We start from the raw sequence: 15,802 nt of genomic DNA, 5'->3' as shown, positions 1-15,802 counted from the left end.
GACCCCGCTCCGTCACCGAAAGGGGTTGCGCCAGCGGGCTACTTTGAGGCAGGCTCCAGGTCCTGTTCCAGCCTGGTGCCCTCCGCTGGCTCCGGGACCATGTAGAGGCCGGACGGCGAGTTCGCCGTGAACGCCAACGCATCTATCCACGCGCGATTGACCGGGGGTGTGCGGCTCCCGTACTTGAACACGAGGTTGCTGCCCGGGTGGATCCACACCGTCGTCCGGCCGCCACCGATGCTGACATCTTCCCGCCAGGTGAACGGGAACGGCTCCCCGCGACGCAACTTTGCCGTGATGACGAGCTGCACATGAGTCAGAGCACGGTCCTCGATCTCGACCTTCTGACCGCCCTCGTACGTGAACTTACCCATGATCGACCTTCCTGCCGGGTGCATCACCAGTATCCCGCACACGCCCCTCGTCGTCTGCCCAAATCGGACGACCCGGTACGCTTTCTTTCTCCCAACGCACGCGGCAGAAATGGTGATCTGATGACTGAAGAGAGCAACACCTCGACGTCCGATAACTATCGGGACGGCATCGTCAAGCCTGGCGGGCTCGGCAAAGACAACACCATTCCGGCCGATCCCGACGGAGTAGCAGCAGGTTTCACCGGTTCCCCCTCTCACTTCAATGCCGAGGAAGATGAATCCGCCGAGAAAGAAAACTGAACGCCGTAGGCGCTAGGCCTACCCGCGCGTAGTTTTCGCTAGAAACCGAGCGCTAGTGCAGTGCTCGGCTGATCTGAGAAGAGATGATCGTATGGTCGACCGCGCTGAAACGAACTGGGCTGACCCCGTTTCGTAGGTCCAGTCGTTATGAGAGTCGTCCTGTTGTCCGCGGTCGCGGGCAGGGAGACTGGTCAGATCATGACGAACAGCAGGAAGCGTCACACCCCGGAGCAGGTCGTCCGTAAGCTCGGGCAGGCCGACAGGATGCTCGCCGACGGTCAGGACGTCGCGGCGGTGTGCCGGGAGCTCGTGGTGTCCGAGCAGACGTACTACCGGTGGCGGAACCAGTACGGCGGCCTCAAGGCCGACGACGCAAAGCGCCTGAAGGAGCTGGAGAAGCAGAACGCGACCCTGAAGCGTCTGCTCGCGGAAGCGGAGCTGGAGAAGGCCGCGCTCAAGGAGCTGGCTGAGGGAAACTTCTAAGCCCGGACAGGCGCCGCGCCGCCGTCGATCACCTCAAGCGCAAGCTGCGGGTGAGCGAACGGATGGCGTGCCGTCTGGTCGGGCTGAGCCGCTCCGCGTATCGGCGACCGCTCAAGGGCGACACGGTCGCGGACCCGGATCGGGCGTTCAGGGAGTGGCTGCGCGCCTGGGCGAAGGACCATCCCCGCTACGGGTACCGGCGGGCGTATCACGACGCCCGCGCCGAGGGGTGGGTGGTGAACCACAAGAAGATCCAACGCCCGTGGCGTGACGAAGGGCTCCGGGTCCCGCAGCGGCGTCGACGCAAGCGCGTCGGGTCCTCGACCGTCGACGCGCCGACGGCGGACGCGCCGAACGTGGTGTGGGCAGTGGACTTTCAGTTCGACGCCGACGAGCACGGCCGACCGATCAAGATCTGCTCGATCGTCGACGAACACACCCGGGAGTGCATCGGCGGCCTCGTGGAGCGCTCGATTACCGCCGACCGACTCACCGCCCACCTCGAGGACCTCGTCGCCGCCCGGGGCGCCCCGGCGGTGCTCAGGTCGGACAACGGGCCGGAGTTCATCAGCGAGGCGATGGCCGACTGGGCCGGCACCCGCACCGGCCTGTCCTACATGAATCGGCCTGACTTTCGTTCCGTTCTTCAAGCAAGGATGGAACACGATGAACAGGAAGTATTCGCCGGAGATGCGTGAGCGGGCGTTGCGGATGCTCGCGGAGACGCGACCGTCGCACCCGAACATGATGAGCGCGGTCCGTCACGTCGCCGGGCTGCTCGGGATGAGCCCGGAGACACTGCGCCTCTGGCAGCGCCGCTTCGAGGTCGACGCGGGCGTGAAGCCCGGGTTGACGACGGATGCGGCGGCGGAGATCAAGCGGCTGCAGAAGGAGGTCTCGGAGTTGCGGAAGGCGAACGAGATCCTCAGGGCTGCAAGCATCTTTTTCGCGAAGGAGCTCGACCACCCCTCGACGAGATGATCCGGTTCGTCAACGAACACCGGGATCGTTTCGGGGTCGAGCTCATCTGCCAGGTCCTGCGACCGGCGGTGAGAGGATTCTTCACCTCACGCGGCTATCGCGCCGCGGTGGGCCGCGCGCCGTCCGCGCGGCAGCTGCAGGATGATCTGCTCGTGCCCGAGATCGCCCGGCTGCATGCGGAGAACTACGGCGTCTACGGGCGCCGGAAGATGCACGCCCTCATGCGACGGCAAGGCTGGGACATCGGTCGCGACCAGACCGAACGCCTCATGCGCCTCGCCGGGGTTCGCCGTGTCCGCAAGTCGAAGCGCGTGTTCACGACCCGCTCCGACACGACCACAGTGCTGCCGAGTGATCTCGTGAACCGTCGCTTCACCGCACCAGCGCCGCGACGGCTCTGGGTCTGCGACGTCACCTACGTCGCCACCTGGTCCGGGTTCGCCTACGTCGCATTCGTCACCGATGTCTACTCCCGCCGCATCGTCGGCTGGAACGTTGCGGCGACGCTGCGCTCCGAGATCCTGCCGATGCAGGCCCTGGACATGGCCGCCTGGAACGCCGGTGGGCGCCTCGACGGACTCATCCATCACGCGGACCACGGGTCGAACTACACCGCGATGGTCTACACCGAGAGGATCGTCGAACTCGGCGCTGTCCCCTCAACCGGGACCGTCGGCGACAGCTTTGATAACGCGATGGCCGAGGCCGTGAACAACCTCTACAAGACCGAACTGATCCGCCAGCGCGGGCCCTGGCGCACCGTCGAGCAGGTCGAGCTCGCGACCCTCGAATGGGTGTGGTGGTGGAACAACTCCCGCCTCCACGGCGAGCTCGACATGCGAACACCCGCCGAGGTCGAACAGGCGTATTACGCTGACCAGGAATCAGCCAATCCGGCACCTGTCGGACAAGGCTCCCGATAGGAACGAAAGTCAGGCCGATTCAGTGGCCTGTCTGGCACGAGTTCCGGCCCCTCGTCCCCAGAACGAGGGGCCGGAACTTTGTGGTCAAAGGACGACGCCTAACTCCCCAGGAGCATCCGGGCGCTCACAGCGCCACTGTCACTCATCCCAGCACAACGCACGACCGAGTGGAATCGGTCGGAGCGCCTCATACAGAGTACGTGGCTAGACCACAAATGTAAGACATCACTCAAATCGATTGACGAAATCCGACCGCCTCTGATATTGCGACCGTGTCGGGGCGGTAGTAGCGCGTCCGTTGCGTTTCAGCCTGGGGAGCTTATTCCGCAACGAACGCGCTCTTCGCGGGGACCGAAAGGTTTGATGCCTCCTAGAACTCGGGCGCCCCGCGGACCATCAACCTACGAGCGGCTCACGTAGCCCTCTAGGGGGTTGCGCTCCTGCCATCCGGCGAGTAGCGGACTCAGGCGGGCGGGTCTGAATCTGCCCATGATGGGTGCTTCTGCGTCAACCGGCCGCGGACTTGACATTGACCGTACTCTGAGTACGCCCTCTGGCCGGGAATGGCAACTCCACGTAATCGATCTTGGCCCCGGCGCGGGCGACGCCGGCGTGACCGTGGTTGCAGCTGGCACGCCCGCGCACGTCGCGGACAAGGGCGTCGGTGTTTCGGCGAGATACCTCGCCGCGGCATTGGAGGAAACGACAGGCGTGACCCCATCCTGACGGTAGAACCATCGCACGGGTACTTGCCGCACCGTCGCCGGTACCTCACCCGTGGACTATGCCAACAAGGGTGAGGTACCGGCGACGCTCGACGAGATCATGGTCTCAGGCGGGGAGTTTGGAGCCCAGGACGTCCAACTTCTCGATCGTAGGCTCGCTGAACAGTTTGCCGGTCTGCTCGCCGAGAGCGGTCGCGACGGCGCCGGACAGGTGCGCGTCGCGGCCGGCGTCATCGGGGAACACGTCGAAGATACCGAAGGAGGATGGGCCCAGACGGATCGCGAACCATGCGACGGTGGCCGGTTCCTCCTCGACGAGCCCGCGCCCGATACCGAGAAATTCCTGGACCTCGTCTTCCTTGCCGGGCAGGGCCTCCAACCTGACAAGCAGTCCCTTTGTCACGCTCATGACATCACCTCTTCCTGGGTCGAATTTCTCGCAAATTTCGCCACGATCGTCTCGCAGAACGCAGGCATGTCATCGGGCGAGCGGCTGGTGATCAGGTTCCCGTCCACCACGACGTCCTGGTCGACGACGTCCGCACCGGCATTGCGCAGGTCCGTGCGGATGCTCGGGAAGGACGTCAAGGTGCGACCTTCGACCACACCGGCCTCGATCAGCGTCCACGGACCGTGACAGATCGCCGCAACGGGCTTGCCGCTTTCGACGAACTCGCGGACAAAGGAGACCGCGTCGGGGTCAACCCGGAGTTGGTCGGGGTTCACCGTACCCCCGGGGAGAAGCAGAGCATCATAGTCGGTGACAGAGGCGTGCGCGACCAACCCATCAACGGTGAACGTCCCTGCTGCATCCAGATCGTTCTCACGCGCCTGAATCTCACCGTCATGAATCGACAGAACCTCGGTCTGTGCACCAGCCTGCTCCAGCGCCTCGCGGGGCTTCTCGAGCTCGACTCGCTCGACCCCGTCGGCGGCGAGGATGGCAACTCTCCTGCCCTGCAGCGTCTCGGTCATATCAGTTCGCCTTCTTCTCGGTCGACATCCCGGGCTTGATGAGAACCTTGGTCCAACCCTTGGACCGGGCGTCGAAGTTCTTGTAGGCATCGGCGGCTTGGTCCAGCGAGATCTCGTGGGAGACGATCCACGAGGGGGTCGCCTTGCCGGCGGCGATCAAGTCCCGCAGCTGGCGGTTGTACCGCTTGACGGGGGCCTGACCGCTACCCATGGTCTGCCCCTTGAACCAGTGCGTGCCGAAATCGATGGCCGCCTTTCCCTGCCTGGCGAGGTCATCCTTGCCTCCAGGGTCCTGGGGGACGAACACGCCAACGGTGCCGATTCCTCCGGTGAAGCGGACCGAGTTAATGAGCATGTTCAGGGTGGCGGCCGTGTCCTCGTTGCCCTGGGGATCGTGGGCCTGGTAGCCCACGCATTCGCAGCCACGGTCAGCTCCGAGCCCCATCGTCTCGTCGAGAACAGCTTGCACGGGGTCGACCTTGGAATCGTCGATGGCAATCGCGCCGATCTGCTCGGCCAGCGCGAGCCGGTCAGGGTGGCGATCCACCACCATCACCTTTGCTGCGCCCTTGATCATCGCGGACAGGGCGGCCATCAATCCGACCGGACCCGCCCCCGCAATCACAACGCTGTCGCCGGGTACTACGCCGGCCATCTCGGTGGCGTGGTAGCCGGTGGGGAAGATGTCAGAGAGCATGACGTAGTCGTTCTCCCTCTCCTCCGCATCCTCGCCCAGGCGCAGCGCGTTGTGGTCACCGAAAGGCACACGGAGCAATTCCGCTTGGCCACCGCCATAGGGACCCATGTCGGCGAACCCATAGGCCGCACCGGCGAACGATGGTTCGGGCTGGGTGGTGAGACAGTAGTTGGTCAGGCCGCGTTCGCAGTTCTTACAGAATCCGCACGAGATGTTGAACGGGAGCACAACCCGATCTCCGACTCTGACCTTCTCCACGCCACTACCGACCTCGATGACCTCCCCCATGTTCTCGTGACCGAACGTCCGGCCTACCTCGAAGGAGGTCCGCCCCTCGTACATGTGGAGGTCCGAGCCGCAGATGTTCGTCGTCGTTACCCTGACCAGCACATCGGTGGGTCGCTCGATCTTCGCGTCCGGGACGTCCTTCGTGCTGACCTGACGGGGTCCCTCGTACACTACTGCTTTCATGTCCACTCCGATCAAATGGTGTTGCTCGATAGCCTGCTGGCCTCGATAGCCTGCTGGTAGGGCCTTGACAACGCCAGCCCTTCGCGAGGCAGTGAACGCCCACCGAAACCACGTTTTGATGTGCGTTTTCGGCGCGATCCGTGGCCTCTATCGCGAGTGCACCGTAAACGATCGTTTGCGGCGGGGAGCTCAACCCTCCTAACGCAGCCCGTCAAGCGGTCTATCGAACAGCCTCTTCGCTGCGTCAGTTTTCCGCGGTCTGGCGCCTTGTCGGTTGCTGCTGAAGCCATGGTCGGAAGGCTCGTGTGAGCAGTGGCATGACGACGAACGTCATGAGCAGGACGAGCGTGACGGACAGGATCAGCGTCACGATGGGGATGGGGAGGTGGCCGAGGATGATCGGCCCGAGGATCAGCAGCAGAGTGGTGATGATCGGGTAGATAGCGATCCAGGTAATGATCGCCATCTTCCACCGCGGTGGGGGAGTCATTTCGTGTATGCCCCGTTCGCGATGTCCTCGACGAGCGTCGGCCCCGTCGGGGTCCAGCCGTAAGCGTCCCGTGTCGCGGTGCTGGAGGCGGTCATGTTCGCGGAGAAGAACCCTCCGATGAACCCGAAATGGTCGACGGCATCTGCGGGGTCGATCGATGCGGTCTTCACACCGAGCGCATCCGCAATGGCCTCCGCGATCACCCGCGTCGGGATGGCCTCTTCGGCAACCGCGTGCAGGCGGGCGCCCGCCGGAGCCTGCTCGAGGGCGAGCCGGACAAGGCGAGCGGCGTCAGAGCGGTGGACTGCAGACGCGGAAGGAAGACTCAAGAACGCCGCCATCGACCTCTTCCTCGAGCGCGGGTTCGACGATGTCACGGTGGGTGACATCGCCCACGCAGCGGGGGTCACTGAGCGCACGTTCTTCCGCTATTTCGCCGACAAACGCGAGGTCCTGTTCGTCGATCAGGCCGCGTACCAGGCCTACTTCCTCGACGCCCTGGCCGTCTCGACAGCAACAACGCCGATGGCTCTCATTGAAGACGCCCTCCGCGGCGGGGCTGAGTTCTTCCCGGAGGAACGGCGTTTGTGGTCCCGAACCAGACAGCAGATCATCGACTCCAGCCCCGGCCTGTTAGAACGCGAGTCGCTCAAACGCGCCTCCCTGACCAATGCTCTGGGCGCCGCCCTTACCGTCCGTGGGACCGCGGCGATCGCCGCCGCTCTCGCAGCGCAAACCGGAACCGCCGTCTTTTACATCGCTTATGGCGCCTGGACTACGCAACTCGAGACACGCACCTTCATAGAGCTTCTCGACGCCACCATTGACGAGTTCAGAACCTTACTCGCCTGAACAGACGCCGGCAGCCGCACACCCGCCGGCAGCCGCACACCCGCCATCGACCGCACCTGGCTCGACGCCCTCGCCCACGTCTCCAACACCCCCAGCGGCTACCGTTCGGGCCCAGCGCGGGAACAGTGCGCTTCGAAGGTCGTCGCGTCGACAATCTGCATGCGAATCGCATCAGCCGCAGGGGGTTGCGCCGCACATTCCAGGCTGAGCAATTGTTTGGCACGATGACCGTCGAAGAGAATGTGCTGGTCGCTGCCGCATACCTGCGGACCTCGAGCGATGGTAGGCGGAACTCCCTGTCCGCTGAGGCAGCAGCGGCTCTCGAAACGACAGGTATCGGAGCGTACGGCGCTGCACGAGCGTCGGATGTTCCGCTGATCGTGAAGAAGAAGCTCATGATCGCGAGCGCCCTCGTCGCTGGGCCAAAACTGCTCATGCTCGACGAACCGGCCGGTGGCCTCGATGACGACGATCAGGCCGATCTTGTCGCATTGCTGGGACGGCTACGCGATACGGGTGTGACCCTTCTCATCATCGAGCATGTACTGAGCCTGCTCCGCGCCGTTGCCCCTCGCATGCTGATCATGTCGGCTGGGCGGATCCTCGCAGAGGGCCCGCCCAGCTCGGTTCTGAGCGACCCAGCGGTCATCGAGGCATATCTCGGTCAGGGGCACGGAACGTGAGCGACGTCCTCGAGGTCGCCGGGCTCACCACGGGGTACGGTCGGGTCACCATTGTCCGCGGAGTCTCGTTGTCAGTCGGTGCTGGTGAAGCCGTCGCTCTGCTCGGCCCGAACGGACACGGCAAGACGACCCTCCTCAGCGCGGTATCCGGCCTGCTCCGCGCGACGAGTGGCACCGTCCATTTCGGCGGAACTGAGATCACGAACACATCACCTGCGAGCATCGTTAGACACGGTCTCTCGCAGATCCCGCAGGGCAGCAGCCTGTTCTCGCGGCTCAACGTCACCGAGAACCTCGTGCTCGCGAGCCGCTCACCGAACTCGAAAGCCACGCGGAGCGAGACTCTCGAGTTCGTGCGCGAGCTGTTCCCCAAGCTCGCAGACAGGCGCGACCAGCTCGTCGGCACTTTATCCGGGGGAGAACGTCAGATGGTGGCGATCGGTATGGGCCTCATGGCCAAGCCCCGACTGCTCATCCTGGACGAACCTACCCTGGGTCTCGCACCGAAGGTGCGGGCGGAGATCCTGGCAGCTCTCCGATCGGTACGTGCCACCGGGTTGGCATTGCTAGTCGCGGACGGCGACGTCGACTTCCTGTTTGAACTCACCGACCGGTGGTACTTGGTCGAGTCTGGGCGAGTGGCGGGCAACGGTACGGCGGCAGAACGTCCGAGCGACCAAGAAGTAATGGACATGTATATGGGAACCGGCGACAACCACAATCGCCCCGCGGCGGAGGGAGGCCATCGTGGCTGACGCGCTTCTCGCCATCGCCGTGTCGGCACTCGTCCTGGGTTCGCTGTACTCCCTGCTGGCGAGCGGCTTGTCACTGATCTGGTCCACGCTGGGTGTTTTCAACTACGCGCACGGCGCGATGCTCGTGGTTGGGGCTTATCTGATCTGGGCCTTGAGCGCGCAGGTCGGCCTACCGGTGCTGGTGGCCTTCATTGCCGCCGTGCCGTTGCTCGCGGTGTTCGGCATTCTCCTCGAGTTCGTCGCCGTTCGGCCGTTGCTCCAGCGCCACAACGGAACCCTCCTCGTGATGGTATCGACCCTGGCCGTCGCGAGCATGGTCGAGGGAGCCGCCCAGCTCGTCTTCGGTCCGCAGAACCGGCAGATCGCGCCCGTATCGGACGTCGTCTTCCGTCTCGGCAGCATCCCACTCGCTGCCACCAGCGTGATCGGATTCGGGCTCGCAATGGTGCTGATACTCGGCCTTATGGTGATCCTCAAGCGAACGGAGTGGGGCGCGAGCATCCGCGCGGTGGAGCAGAACCGTCAGATGGCGCTCCTCGTTGGGATCCAACCGAAGCGTGTCTACGCCGCGGTTTTCATCATTGCCGCTGTTCTCGCTGCGGCCGCCGCGCTCATTTACGGAACGACGACGACGATTACGCCCGCAAAGGGATTTGCGCCTCTCCTCACGGCCTTCGTCGTGCTCGTCTTTGGAGGATCCACTTCACTTCTCGGGACCATCATTGGCGCGTTCACGATCGGCGTGCTGGAGGCGAGTACGACGTACTTCTTCGGCTTACAGTGGAGCCCTGTGGTCGTATTCATTGTGCTGGTAGTAGTCATGCTGGTGAAGCCAGAGGGTCTGATCAAAGGACGAACCGCATGAATCGGCTGATCATTCGCTACGGCTCATACCTCGGGCTCCTGACGGCGGCGGCCGCCCTGCCATACCTGGTGACCTCGGCGTCGAGCAGGCTCGTCGCCATCACGGCACTGCTGTATGCGCTTCTCGCGGCGAGTTGGAACCTCACCCTGGGGATCAGCGGCATCTTCAACTTCGCGCACGTCGGCTTCTTCGGTTTGGGCGGGTACGCGGCGGCGATCTCAGTCGTCTCGTGGGGATGGGACGCCTGGGCGGGGCTGTTGCTCGGCGGCGCCGTCGGATCGGCCGCCGGCGCACTCGCCTATCTGCCTGTAGTGCGGATGCGAGGGATCTATATCGCCCTAATCACCTTCGTGTTCGTGCAGCTGTGTTACTACCTCATCCTTGCTGTCCCCGGCCTCACTGGTGGATCGAGCGGACTTCCAGGTCTGCGCTCGCTCGGGATCGGTTCCTTCTCCCTTCACGAGTTCGGAGGTCTCGGTTACCTCTGGCTCGTAGGATTCGCGGTGGCCCTCCTTCTCATCGCCCTCGACTCGGTGTTGCGGAGCAGCTTCGGTCGGAGCCTCGTCGCGCTCCGCGATAACGAGCAGTTCGCGGTGAGCCGAGGGATCAGCCGCGTCCGTCAGCAGATGCTCGCCTTCGTGCTCAGCGGCGGTATCGCTGGCGTTTCGGGCGCTCTGTACGTTTCGTATTTCCGGGTGGCCGACACTTCGCTCTTCAGTTTCGGATTCGTGACCCTCGGGTTGAGCATGATCTTCCTCGGTGGCACCGGACATATATGGGGTCCGGTCGTCGGAGCGATCGTCGTGACGCTCATCGACCGTCAACTGTCCGACCTCGGATCGTGGCGTCAGATCATCATTGGTGGGGGCACGATCCTGGTGCTGATATTCCTTCCTCGCGGAATCGCTGGACTGATGGAGCGCGGTGCCGTCGGACTGCGCCGACTCGTTCCTGGAGCGCCGGTTAGATATCAGCGATCGAGGGACACAGCCATTGCGAACACCCCTGTAACGGCCAACGCCACCGAAGGAGAAAAAAATGTCTGAGGCCAACAGCCACCACAGCGCCCGTAGCCAGGCGGTGTCGACGGTTCTTGCCGCCGTCGACGAACTGACGCCGGCGTTGGTGCAGACCCTTGCCGAGGCCGTACAGATTCCCAGCGTCAACCCTCGGTACCCCGGCCAGAACTACACCGACCATATCGGTCGCGAGAGCGAGGTGAGTGCTCTGCTCGCCGATCTTTACCGCTCGTCCGGAGCGGATGTCGAGATCGTGACGGTCGAAGCGGACCGAGACAACGCCTGCGGCCGCATCGTCGGCGCCGGTGGAGGACCGTCGATCCTGTTCAACGGACACGTGGACGTCGTTCCGGCGAACGCGAGCAAGTGGAGCCGCGATCCGTTCTCAGGTCTCGTCACGGACACCGACGTGCATGGCAGAGGTGCCACCGACGACAAGGGCGGGGTCGTGGCGGCCGCATTCGCGGCATTGGCTCTGAAGAGGGCCGGCGTCAAGCTCAAAGGAGATGTCGTCCTCCAAGCCGTGGTCGGAGAAGAAACGGGCGATCACCAATACGGCACGAGCGCTGCCCTGGACGCCGGGTACACAGCCGATGCCGCAGTGATTGTGGAGCCCACCAGCTATGACGGAACGACACCCAAGCTCGCAACCGTCAGCGCGGGTGGGCTCTGGTTCTCGCTCTCGTTCGAAGGAAAGGCGGCGCATTCGAGCCTGCGCGGACGTGCGCTGCACCCCACCCTCGATGGCGAGACCTTGGGGGTGAACACTGTTGACAAGTTCTGGGTCGTCTACCAAGCCCTCCGGAACCTCGAAGATCAGTGGGCGCAGCACGACCGGCACCCCCACTACGTTCCGGGCCACTTCAGCATCCTCCCGGCGGTGCTCGACGCGCATCCCACCGGCTTCAAGGTGCCGTTTGCGCTCGCCGACACCTTGACCGTCGAGTACTCCGTGACTCACAACCCCGCGCGGACCAACGAGGACGTCATCGCCGAGATCGAACATGCCGTTCGAAGCGCATGCGCATTGGACCCCTGGCTGCGTGAGCACACGCCGATCTTCGAGTGGAAGCTCTTGTGGGCGCCGTACACCTTGAGCCCGGATCATCCGCTGCTTCCGGCATTGACCTCGGCGCACAGCGCTGCGCTCGGCGCTATCGATGAATCGCGCCTACCGGAACTCAGCGGCTTCTTTGGACTGTGCGACATCACCTGGATGGACGCGAGAGGCCTCCAGGGCGTCATGTACGGCCCCGGCGTCGGCAACACCGCGCACGCCGAAGATGAGTACGTGCCGATCGAACAGCTCGTGGTCGCCGCCAAGACGTACGCGCTGACCGCCTTGGCGTTCTGCGGTCTGGCGGAGGTCGGCACGAGCTGAGAAACCCATTCTCCGCCCATCCCCTTCGGCATGACTCACGTCGGACTGCGCCCACCCGAGTGCACCCACGCCTGCACTCGGCGGTGCGGCTGCGGATAGATCGTGATGGGTTGTTCGCGTGGCGCTAGTTCTCGCTCTGAGAGGGACTGGAGGGGTCCTGGGCGTGCTGCCCTAGGGACTCCTGGAGTTGCGAGCACATGTCGTGATGCGCCGCTCCAGCCGAGGCCTCCTTCGCAAAGCTTGTCCGACTTAGTAGAGAGCTCGTTCTCGCTCCGAGCGTGACGGGGCCCGCTATCGAGCCGCGGGTAGCATCGAGCCGTGGAGGACGACTGCATCCCGAGGCGAACAGCTGTTAGCGAGCATCGACGACGGAGAAGAGCGTCATGCTGGGATCGGACGCCCCGCGCACGTAGCCTCCTGGCGTCGCCGCAACCCGCTGGAGGAACTCCACTAGCTCGTGGGTGATCACTTCGCCGGGAAGAACGTTTGGGATCCCCGGGGGGTAGGCGGCCAGTGCAATTGCTGACACCCGGCCGACCGCGTCTTCCGCGGGGATCAACTCGGCAGGGCTGAGGAACGCGTCGCGTGGAAGCATCGTCAGTTGACCGGGCGCCGGAAGCGCACCGAGGGCATCGAGTGTGTGCTCGGTGCGAACGTTGGGGTCGTTGGGGAGGGCGTGAAGTGCGCGCACAACGCGGTCAACATCAGGAACCACGCCCGGAGCGATGACGGCAACGATGCAGTTCTCAGTGGCAATCTCGAAGTAGATGCCGTCGCGGTCCATGAGCAGTTCTCGGGCTGTGTTGCCGTGAACCCCTCCACGGGCGACGTCAATCGAGACTCGGAGTGGGTCGGACGCTTCGATGTCAGGGAAGCGCTCAAACGTGTCGCTGACGATGGCGAAGCGACCACCGTTACGGATCTTGTCTCGTAGCTCTTCGGCCGCGGCGATGGCAGCACCGATCCGATCATGCCCGCGCTGCATGGCGTCACGGGCGATGTCCAGCGAGGCGAGCAGCAGCGAGCTTTCGCTCGTGGACTGCGTCAGTCCGAATGCGCGGTCGATGAGAGGTTCGAGCTCGTCAGCGAAGCGGCTGTGTCCGAGGTGCAACATGGCGGACTGGGTGAGGCTGCCGCCGAGCTTGTGGGTGCTTGAGACGACGAGGTCCGCCCCGAGATGAAGAGGGTTGTTGGGGAGGTCTGGGTGGAATCCGAAGTGCCCGCCCCACGCCGCGTCCACGATGAGCGGCGCTCCCGCCTCATGTGCGATGTCTGCCAGCGCGGCAACATCTGCGACGGCACCGAAGTAGCTCGGCGAGATGACGTAGATGCCCTTCGGCCGTTCCTCATCGGGGAGTCCGTGCAGCGCTTCGCGCAGGGCCGCGGGCGACACACCATGGTTGATACCGAACCAGCCGTCAATGGAAGGCTGCACGAACCGCGGCAGCAGGCCACCAAGTACGATCCCGTCGGAGAACGACGAGTGGGCGCTGCGCTGCGCGATGACCGGCTGCCTGGTATCGCGGAATCCAGCAAGCGCGAGAGCCGCGATCCGATTGGCCTGCGAGGCGCCGTTCGTGAGGAACCATGTCCGGCGAGCCCCGTATGCCCCAGCTGCCAACTCATGGGCGCGCGCCAACGGGTTGTCCTGGCCCTTGTCGAGGCCGGCGAGAAGCGGCGGCACATCCAACCGGAGGAGGTGTTCACCGAAGTAGGCGGCAAGCTCCGGAGCCGCGTGAGGGTCGGCGGAGTGCCCCGGGACATTTAAGCGAACCGTGTCTCGAGCTGCATAGTGAAGCAGCGCATCGGCGTACGGCGTCGGAGTGTCAGATGGCGACGCAGCCTGGATGGTGTGGGGGTCGAGAGTGTCCGTGTTCACTCTTCAATCGTGATCGGGATGTCGTCCATATGGAATAGTGACTATCGTGTGAGTTCCAATACGAGGTATTGAGAGAGTCGAATGCTCGATCTACGTCAGTTCGCCGCCCTTCGGGCAGTTGCAGAACATGGCTCCGTGCTGGGGGCGGCGGCCGCCCTGGGGTGGAGTCAACCAACTGTGACTCATCACCTGCGTGCGCTTGGGCTGACGACGGGGTTGCCGGTCATCGACAGCTCCCGTGCTGGCACGCAGCTCACCTCAGCAGGCAGACTCTGGCTTCCGCATGCGATTGCTATCCTCGACCGCGCATCTCGCGCAGAAGGCGATGTGGCGAAAACGCTAGCTGACGGCCGGCGACGGGTCAGGCTCGGCATCTTCCCCACCGCCGCAGCTCGAGTGCTGCCAGCGCTGGTGCGCGCTCTCGATTCCTCCGGCTATTCCGCCCGAGTCGTCGAAGGCGAACTCCACGAGTTGACCCTGATGATGGACCAGCTCGCATTGGATGCTGCCATCGTGTTTGAGCGGCCGGGAGACCCCGCGCCTGCGGGACCGGGCGTCCGCCGCTCCTCCCTGTTTGCAGAGCGATTCACCCTGATTGCCCCTAGCGGACACCCTCTCGCGAATGCGGGCTCACGTCATCTCCTGGAGTTCAGTGGAGAGCCGTGGGTCTTCGGCGTCAGAGAAACGGACCCGGGGGATCTCGCTTTCACCGCGGCTGCGCACGCCGCGGGCTTCGATCCTCGAATCGGGCCGCGAACGGACGACTACCGAGTCGTTCGCGCATATGTTGCCGCAGGACTAGGCCTAGCCATGGTGCCCGAGCTTGCTCTGCCAGAAGACCTTCACGCGCAGGAGGGAGTGGTCACGGTGCCTCTCCTTGGCGCGGCGCTGACTCGCGACGTTCTCCTGCTGACGGCGCCGACGCTCGAGGAGCAGACCATCGCACTGATCTCCGCGACAGTTCGGGCGCAGAAAGTCGGAACCGCATCAACAGAAGGTAGTGATCATGCCAATGTGTAACGTGGGTTCCAACCAAGGGAGTGACGATGGCCGTTGATGGTTTGCAGGCTGGCGGCCTGCTGGTCAGTGAGCAAGTTAGACGGGCTCTGGACTCGCTCAGCGCAGGCGAGCGGAAAGTTGGACGAGCGCTGCTCGCGAACTATCCCATCGCGGGACTGGAGACAGTCGCCGAACTCGCGCGTCGCGCGTCGGTAAGCTCCCCCACCGTGATTCGGTTCGTCGGACGTCTCGGCTTCACCGGGTATCCCGACTTCCAGAAAAAACTCGTTCACGAAGTACAGGAACGTCTGGGATCCCCACTGGAGCAGTACGGGCGAGCGGATCTTCGCTCCGACGACGACGAACTGGCCCACGCGACCGAGGTGTTCACCTCCGGCATCAGTGCAACGATGGGTGACCTTCCGCTCAGCGAGTACGAGCGAGCGGTGTCCCTGTTGTCGGACCCGCGCCGACGCGTGCGACTGATCGGCGGACGGTTCAGTCTGATGCTGGCGGACTATCTCGCGGCCCATCTGATGCTGTTGCGTCCCGATGTGCAGTCGATTGGCCCTGACGAGCTCAAGCGCCTTGCCGTCGTGGCCGACACCCGTCGAAGCGACGTCTTGGTTGTGTTCGACTACCGCAGGTACGACCAGGGGGTCGTGCGATTCGCGCGCAGTGTCGCGTCGCAGGGTGCTGAACTGGTGCTGTTCACGGACCGCTGGATGTCGCCGGTTGCAGACGTAGCGAAGGCCGTGTTGCCAGCGAATGTGGACGCACCATCCCCGTTCGACTCTCTCGTCCCCGCGCTGGCGGTCCTGGAGACAGTGATCGCGGGGGTGACGGAAGAACGTGGCGAGTCGGGTCGTAAGCGCCTTGAGTCCCTTGAAGCTGTTCGGGAAACCTGGATCTCCGAGCCCGTCACCCCCGCGTCCGCGTGACCTTGAGGT

General features: G+C 64.1%; 17 protein-coding genes and 1 pseudogene. 11 read left to right on the top strand and 7 right to left on the bottom strand.

Annotated elements, in window-relative coordinates; all coding sequences use genetic code 11:
* Positions 1 to 38: 38 nt before the first annotated feature.
* The gene (locus tag A4X16_RS05885) at positions 39 to 374 is read right to left on the bottom strand and encodes a DUF7882 family protein (RefSeq protein WP_067117892.1); all 336 of its coding nucleotides are present in this window, start codon (positions 372 to 374) and stop codon (positions 39 to 41) included.
* A gap of 120 nt (positions 375 to 494) precedes the next feature.
* Here A4X16_RS05885 and A4X16_RS17415 point away from each other — a divergent pair, with 120 nt between their 5' ends.
* The 3 genes and pseudogenes from A4X16_RS17415 (at position 495) to A4X16_RS05865 (ending at position 3,061) form a co-directional block, all read left to right on the top strand.
* Positions 495 to 674 (top strand): hypothetical protein, encoded by a 180-nt coding sequence (locus A4X16_RS17415; RefSeq protein WP_082914313.1) that lies wholly within the window; start codon positions 495 to 497, stop codon positions 672 to 674.
* Between the two features lie 198 nt (positions 675 to 872).
* Positions 873 to 1,777, top strand: a pseudogene (locus A4X16_RS17410) (IS3 family transposase); the annotation flags it as partial.
* A gap of 46 nt (positions 1,778 to 1,823) precedes the next feature.
* Positions 1,824 to 3,061 (top strand): IS3 family transposase gene (locus A4X16_RS05865; RefSeq protein ID WP_113681858.1). Its coding sequence is split into 2 segments (ribosomal slippage): positions 1,824 to 2,109 and positions 2,109 to 3,061, totalling 1,239 coding nucleotides; the frame shifts between segments, so codons are not numbered across the junction.
* Between the two features lie 831 nt (positions 3,062 to 3,892).
* Here A4X16_RS05865 and A4X16_RS05860 read toward each other — a convergent pair.
* The 5 genes from A4X16_RS05860 to A4X16_RS18235 all read right to left on the bottom strand — a co-directional run bounded on the left by A4X16_RS05860 (position 3,893) and on the right by A4X16_RS18235 (position 6,748).
* Positions 3,893 to 4,195, bottom strand: a complete 303-nt coding sequence (locus A4X16_RS05860; protein ID WP_012397129.1) for a putative quinol monooxygenase — start codon at positions 4,193 to 4,195, stop codon at positions 3,893 to 3,895.
* Entirely contained in the window at positions 4,192 to 4,761 is a 570-nt protein-coding gene (locus A4X16_RS05855) for a type 1 glutamine amidotransferase domain-containing protein (RefSeq protein ID WP_067117815.1), read from the bottom strand. Before A4X16_RS05855 ends, A4X16_RS05860 begins: the two co-directional genes overlap by 4 nt.
* A 1-nt stretch (position 4,762) precedes the next feature.
* Positions 4,763 to 5,929, bottom strand: a complete 1,167-nt coding sequence (locus A4X16_RS05850) for a glutathione-independent formaldehyde dehydrogenase (RefSeq protein ID WP_067117889.1) — start codon at positions 5,927 to 5,929, stop codon at positions 4,763 to 4,765.
* Between the two features lie 244 nt (positions 5,930 to 6,173).
* Positions 6,174 to 6,395, bottom strand: a complete 222-nt coding sequence (locus tag A4X16_RS05845) for a hypothetical protein (RefSeq protein WP_067117811.1) — start codon at positions 6,393 to 6,395, stop codon at positions 6,174 to 6,176.
* Between the two features lie 20 nt (positions 6,396 to 6,415).
* Positions 6,416 to 6,748, bottom strand: a complete 333-nt coding sequence (locus tag A4X16_RS18235) for a nucleoside-diphosphate sugar epimerase (RefSeq protein ID WP_231880285.1) — start codon at positions 6,746 to 6,748, stop codon at positions 6,416 to 6,418.
* Here A4X16_RS18235 and A4X16_RS18230 point away from each other — a divergent pair.
* From A4X16_RS18230 to A4X16_RS05810, 6 genes are read left to right on the top strand one after another with little or no spacing between them, the layout of a single operon-like run.
* Complete coding sequence (locus tag A4X16_RS18230; protein ID WP_082914317.1) at positions 6,633 to 7,271, top strand: TetR family transcriptional regulator; 639 nt, start codon at positions 6,633 to 6,635, stop codon at positions 7,269 to 7,271. The genes A4X16_RS18235 and A4X16_RS18230 overlap by 116 nt on opposite strands.
* A complete protein-coding gene (locus A4X16_RS17400) occupies positions 7,268 to 7,954 on the top strand; it encodes an ATP-binding cassette domain-containing protein (RefSeq protein ID WP_331709741.1) in 687 nt (228 codons plus the stop codon). The genes A4X16_RS18230 and A4X16_RS17400 overlap by 4 nt, the downstream gene beginning before the upstream one ends.
* Positions 7,951 to 8,709 (top strand): ABC transporter ATP-binding protein, encoded by a 759-nt coding sequence (locus A4X16_RS05825; protein WP_067117801.1) that lies wholly within the window; start codon positions 7,951 to 7,953, stop codon positions 8,707 to 8,709. The genes A4X16_RS17400 and A4X16_RS05825 overlap by 4 nt, the downstream gene beginning before the upstream one ends.
* Positions 8,702 to 9,574 (top strand): branched-chain amino acid ABC transporter permease, encoded by an 873-nt coding sequence (locus A4X16_RS05820; protein WP_067117799.1) that lies wholly within the window; start codon positions 8,702 to 8,704, stop codon positions 9,572 to 9,574. The genes A4X16_RS05825 and A4X16_RS05820 overlap by 8 nt, the downstream gene beginning before the upstream one ends.
* Positions 9,490 to 10,620 (top strand): branched-chain amino acid ABC transporter permease, encoded by a 1,131-nt coding sequence (locus A4X16_RS05815; protein WP_197491783.1) that lies wholly within the window; start codon positions 9,490 to 9,492, stop codon positions 10,618 to 10,620. Before A4X16_RS05820 ends, A4X16_RS05815 begins: the two co-directional genes overlap by 85 nt.
* Positions 10,613 to 11,974 (top strand): M20 family metallopeptidase, encoded by a 1,362-nt coding sequence (locus A4X16_RS05810; protein WP_067117792.1) that lies wholly within the window; start codon positions 10,613 to 10,615, stop codon positions 11,972 to 11,974. Before A4X16_RS05815 ends, A4X16_RS05810 begins: the two co-directional genes overlap by 8 nt.
* A 352-nt stretch (positions 11,975 to 12,326) precedes the next feature.
* Here A4X16_RS05810 and A4X16_RS05805 read toward each other — a convergent pair whose 3' ends face one another.
* Positions 12,327 to 13,853 (bottom strand): aminotransferase class I/II-fold pyridoxal phosphate-dependent enzyme, encoded by a 1,527-nt coding sequence (locus A4X16_RS05805; protein WP_082914309.1) that lies wholly within the window; start codon positions 13,851 to 13,853, stop codon positions 12,327 to 12,329.
* Positions 13,854 to 13,934: 81 nt separating this feature from the next.
* Here A4X16_RS05805 and A4X16_RS17395 point away from each other — a divergent pair, with 81 nt between their 5' ends.
* Both A4X16_RS17395 and A4X16_RS05800 read left to right on the top strand, forming a co-directional pair.
* Positions 13,935 to 14,873, top strand: coding sequence for a LysR family transcriptional regulator (locus A4X16_RS17395; protein WP_082914308.1), 939 nt, complete (start codon positions 13,935 to 13,937; stop codon positions 14,871 to 14,873).
* Between the two features lie 26 nt (positions 14,874 to 14,899).
* Complete coding sequence (locus A4X16_RS05800; protein ID WP_082914307.1) at positions 14,900 to 15,793, top strand: MurR/RpiR family transcriptional regulator; 894 nt, start codon at positions 14,900 to 14,902, stop codon at positions 15,791 to 15,793.
* Positions 15,794 to 15,802: the final 9 nt, after the last annotated feature.

The sequence above is a fragment of the Microbacterium sp. H83 genome (assembly GCF_001650405.1).
In the GTDB taxonomy this organism is placed as follows: domain Bacteria; phylum Actinomycetota; class Actinomycetes; order Actinomycetales; family Microbacteriaceae; genus Microbacterium.
Note: the sequence above shows the minus strand (reverse complement) of the source record. Positions and strands in the feature narration are given on the sequence as shown.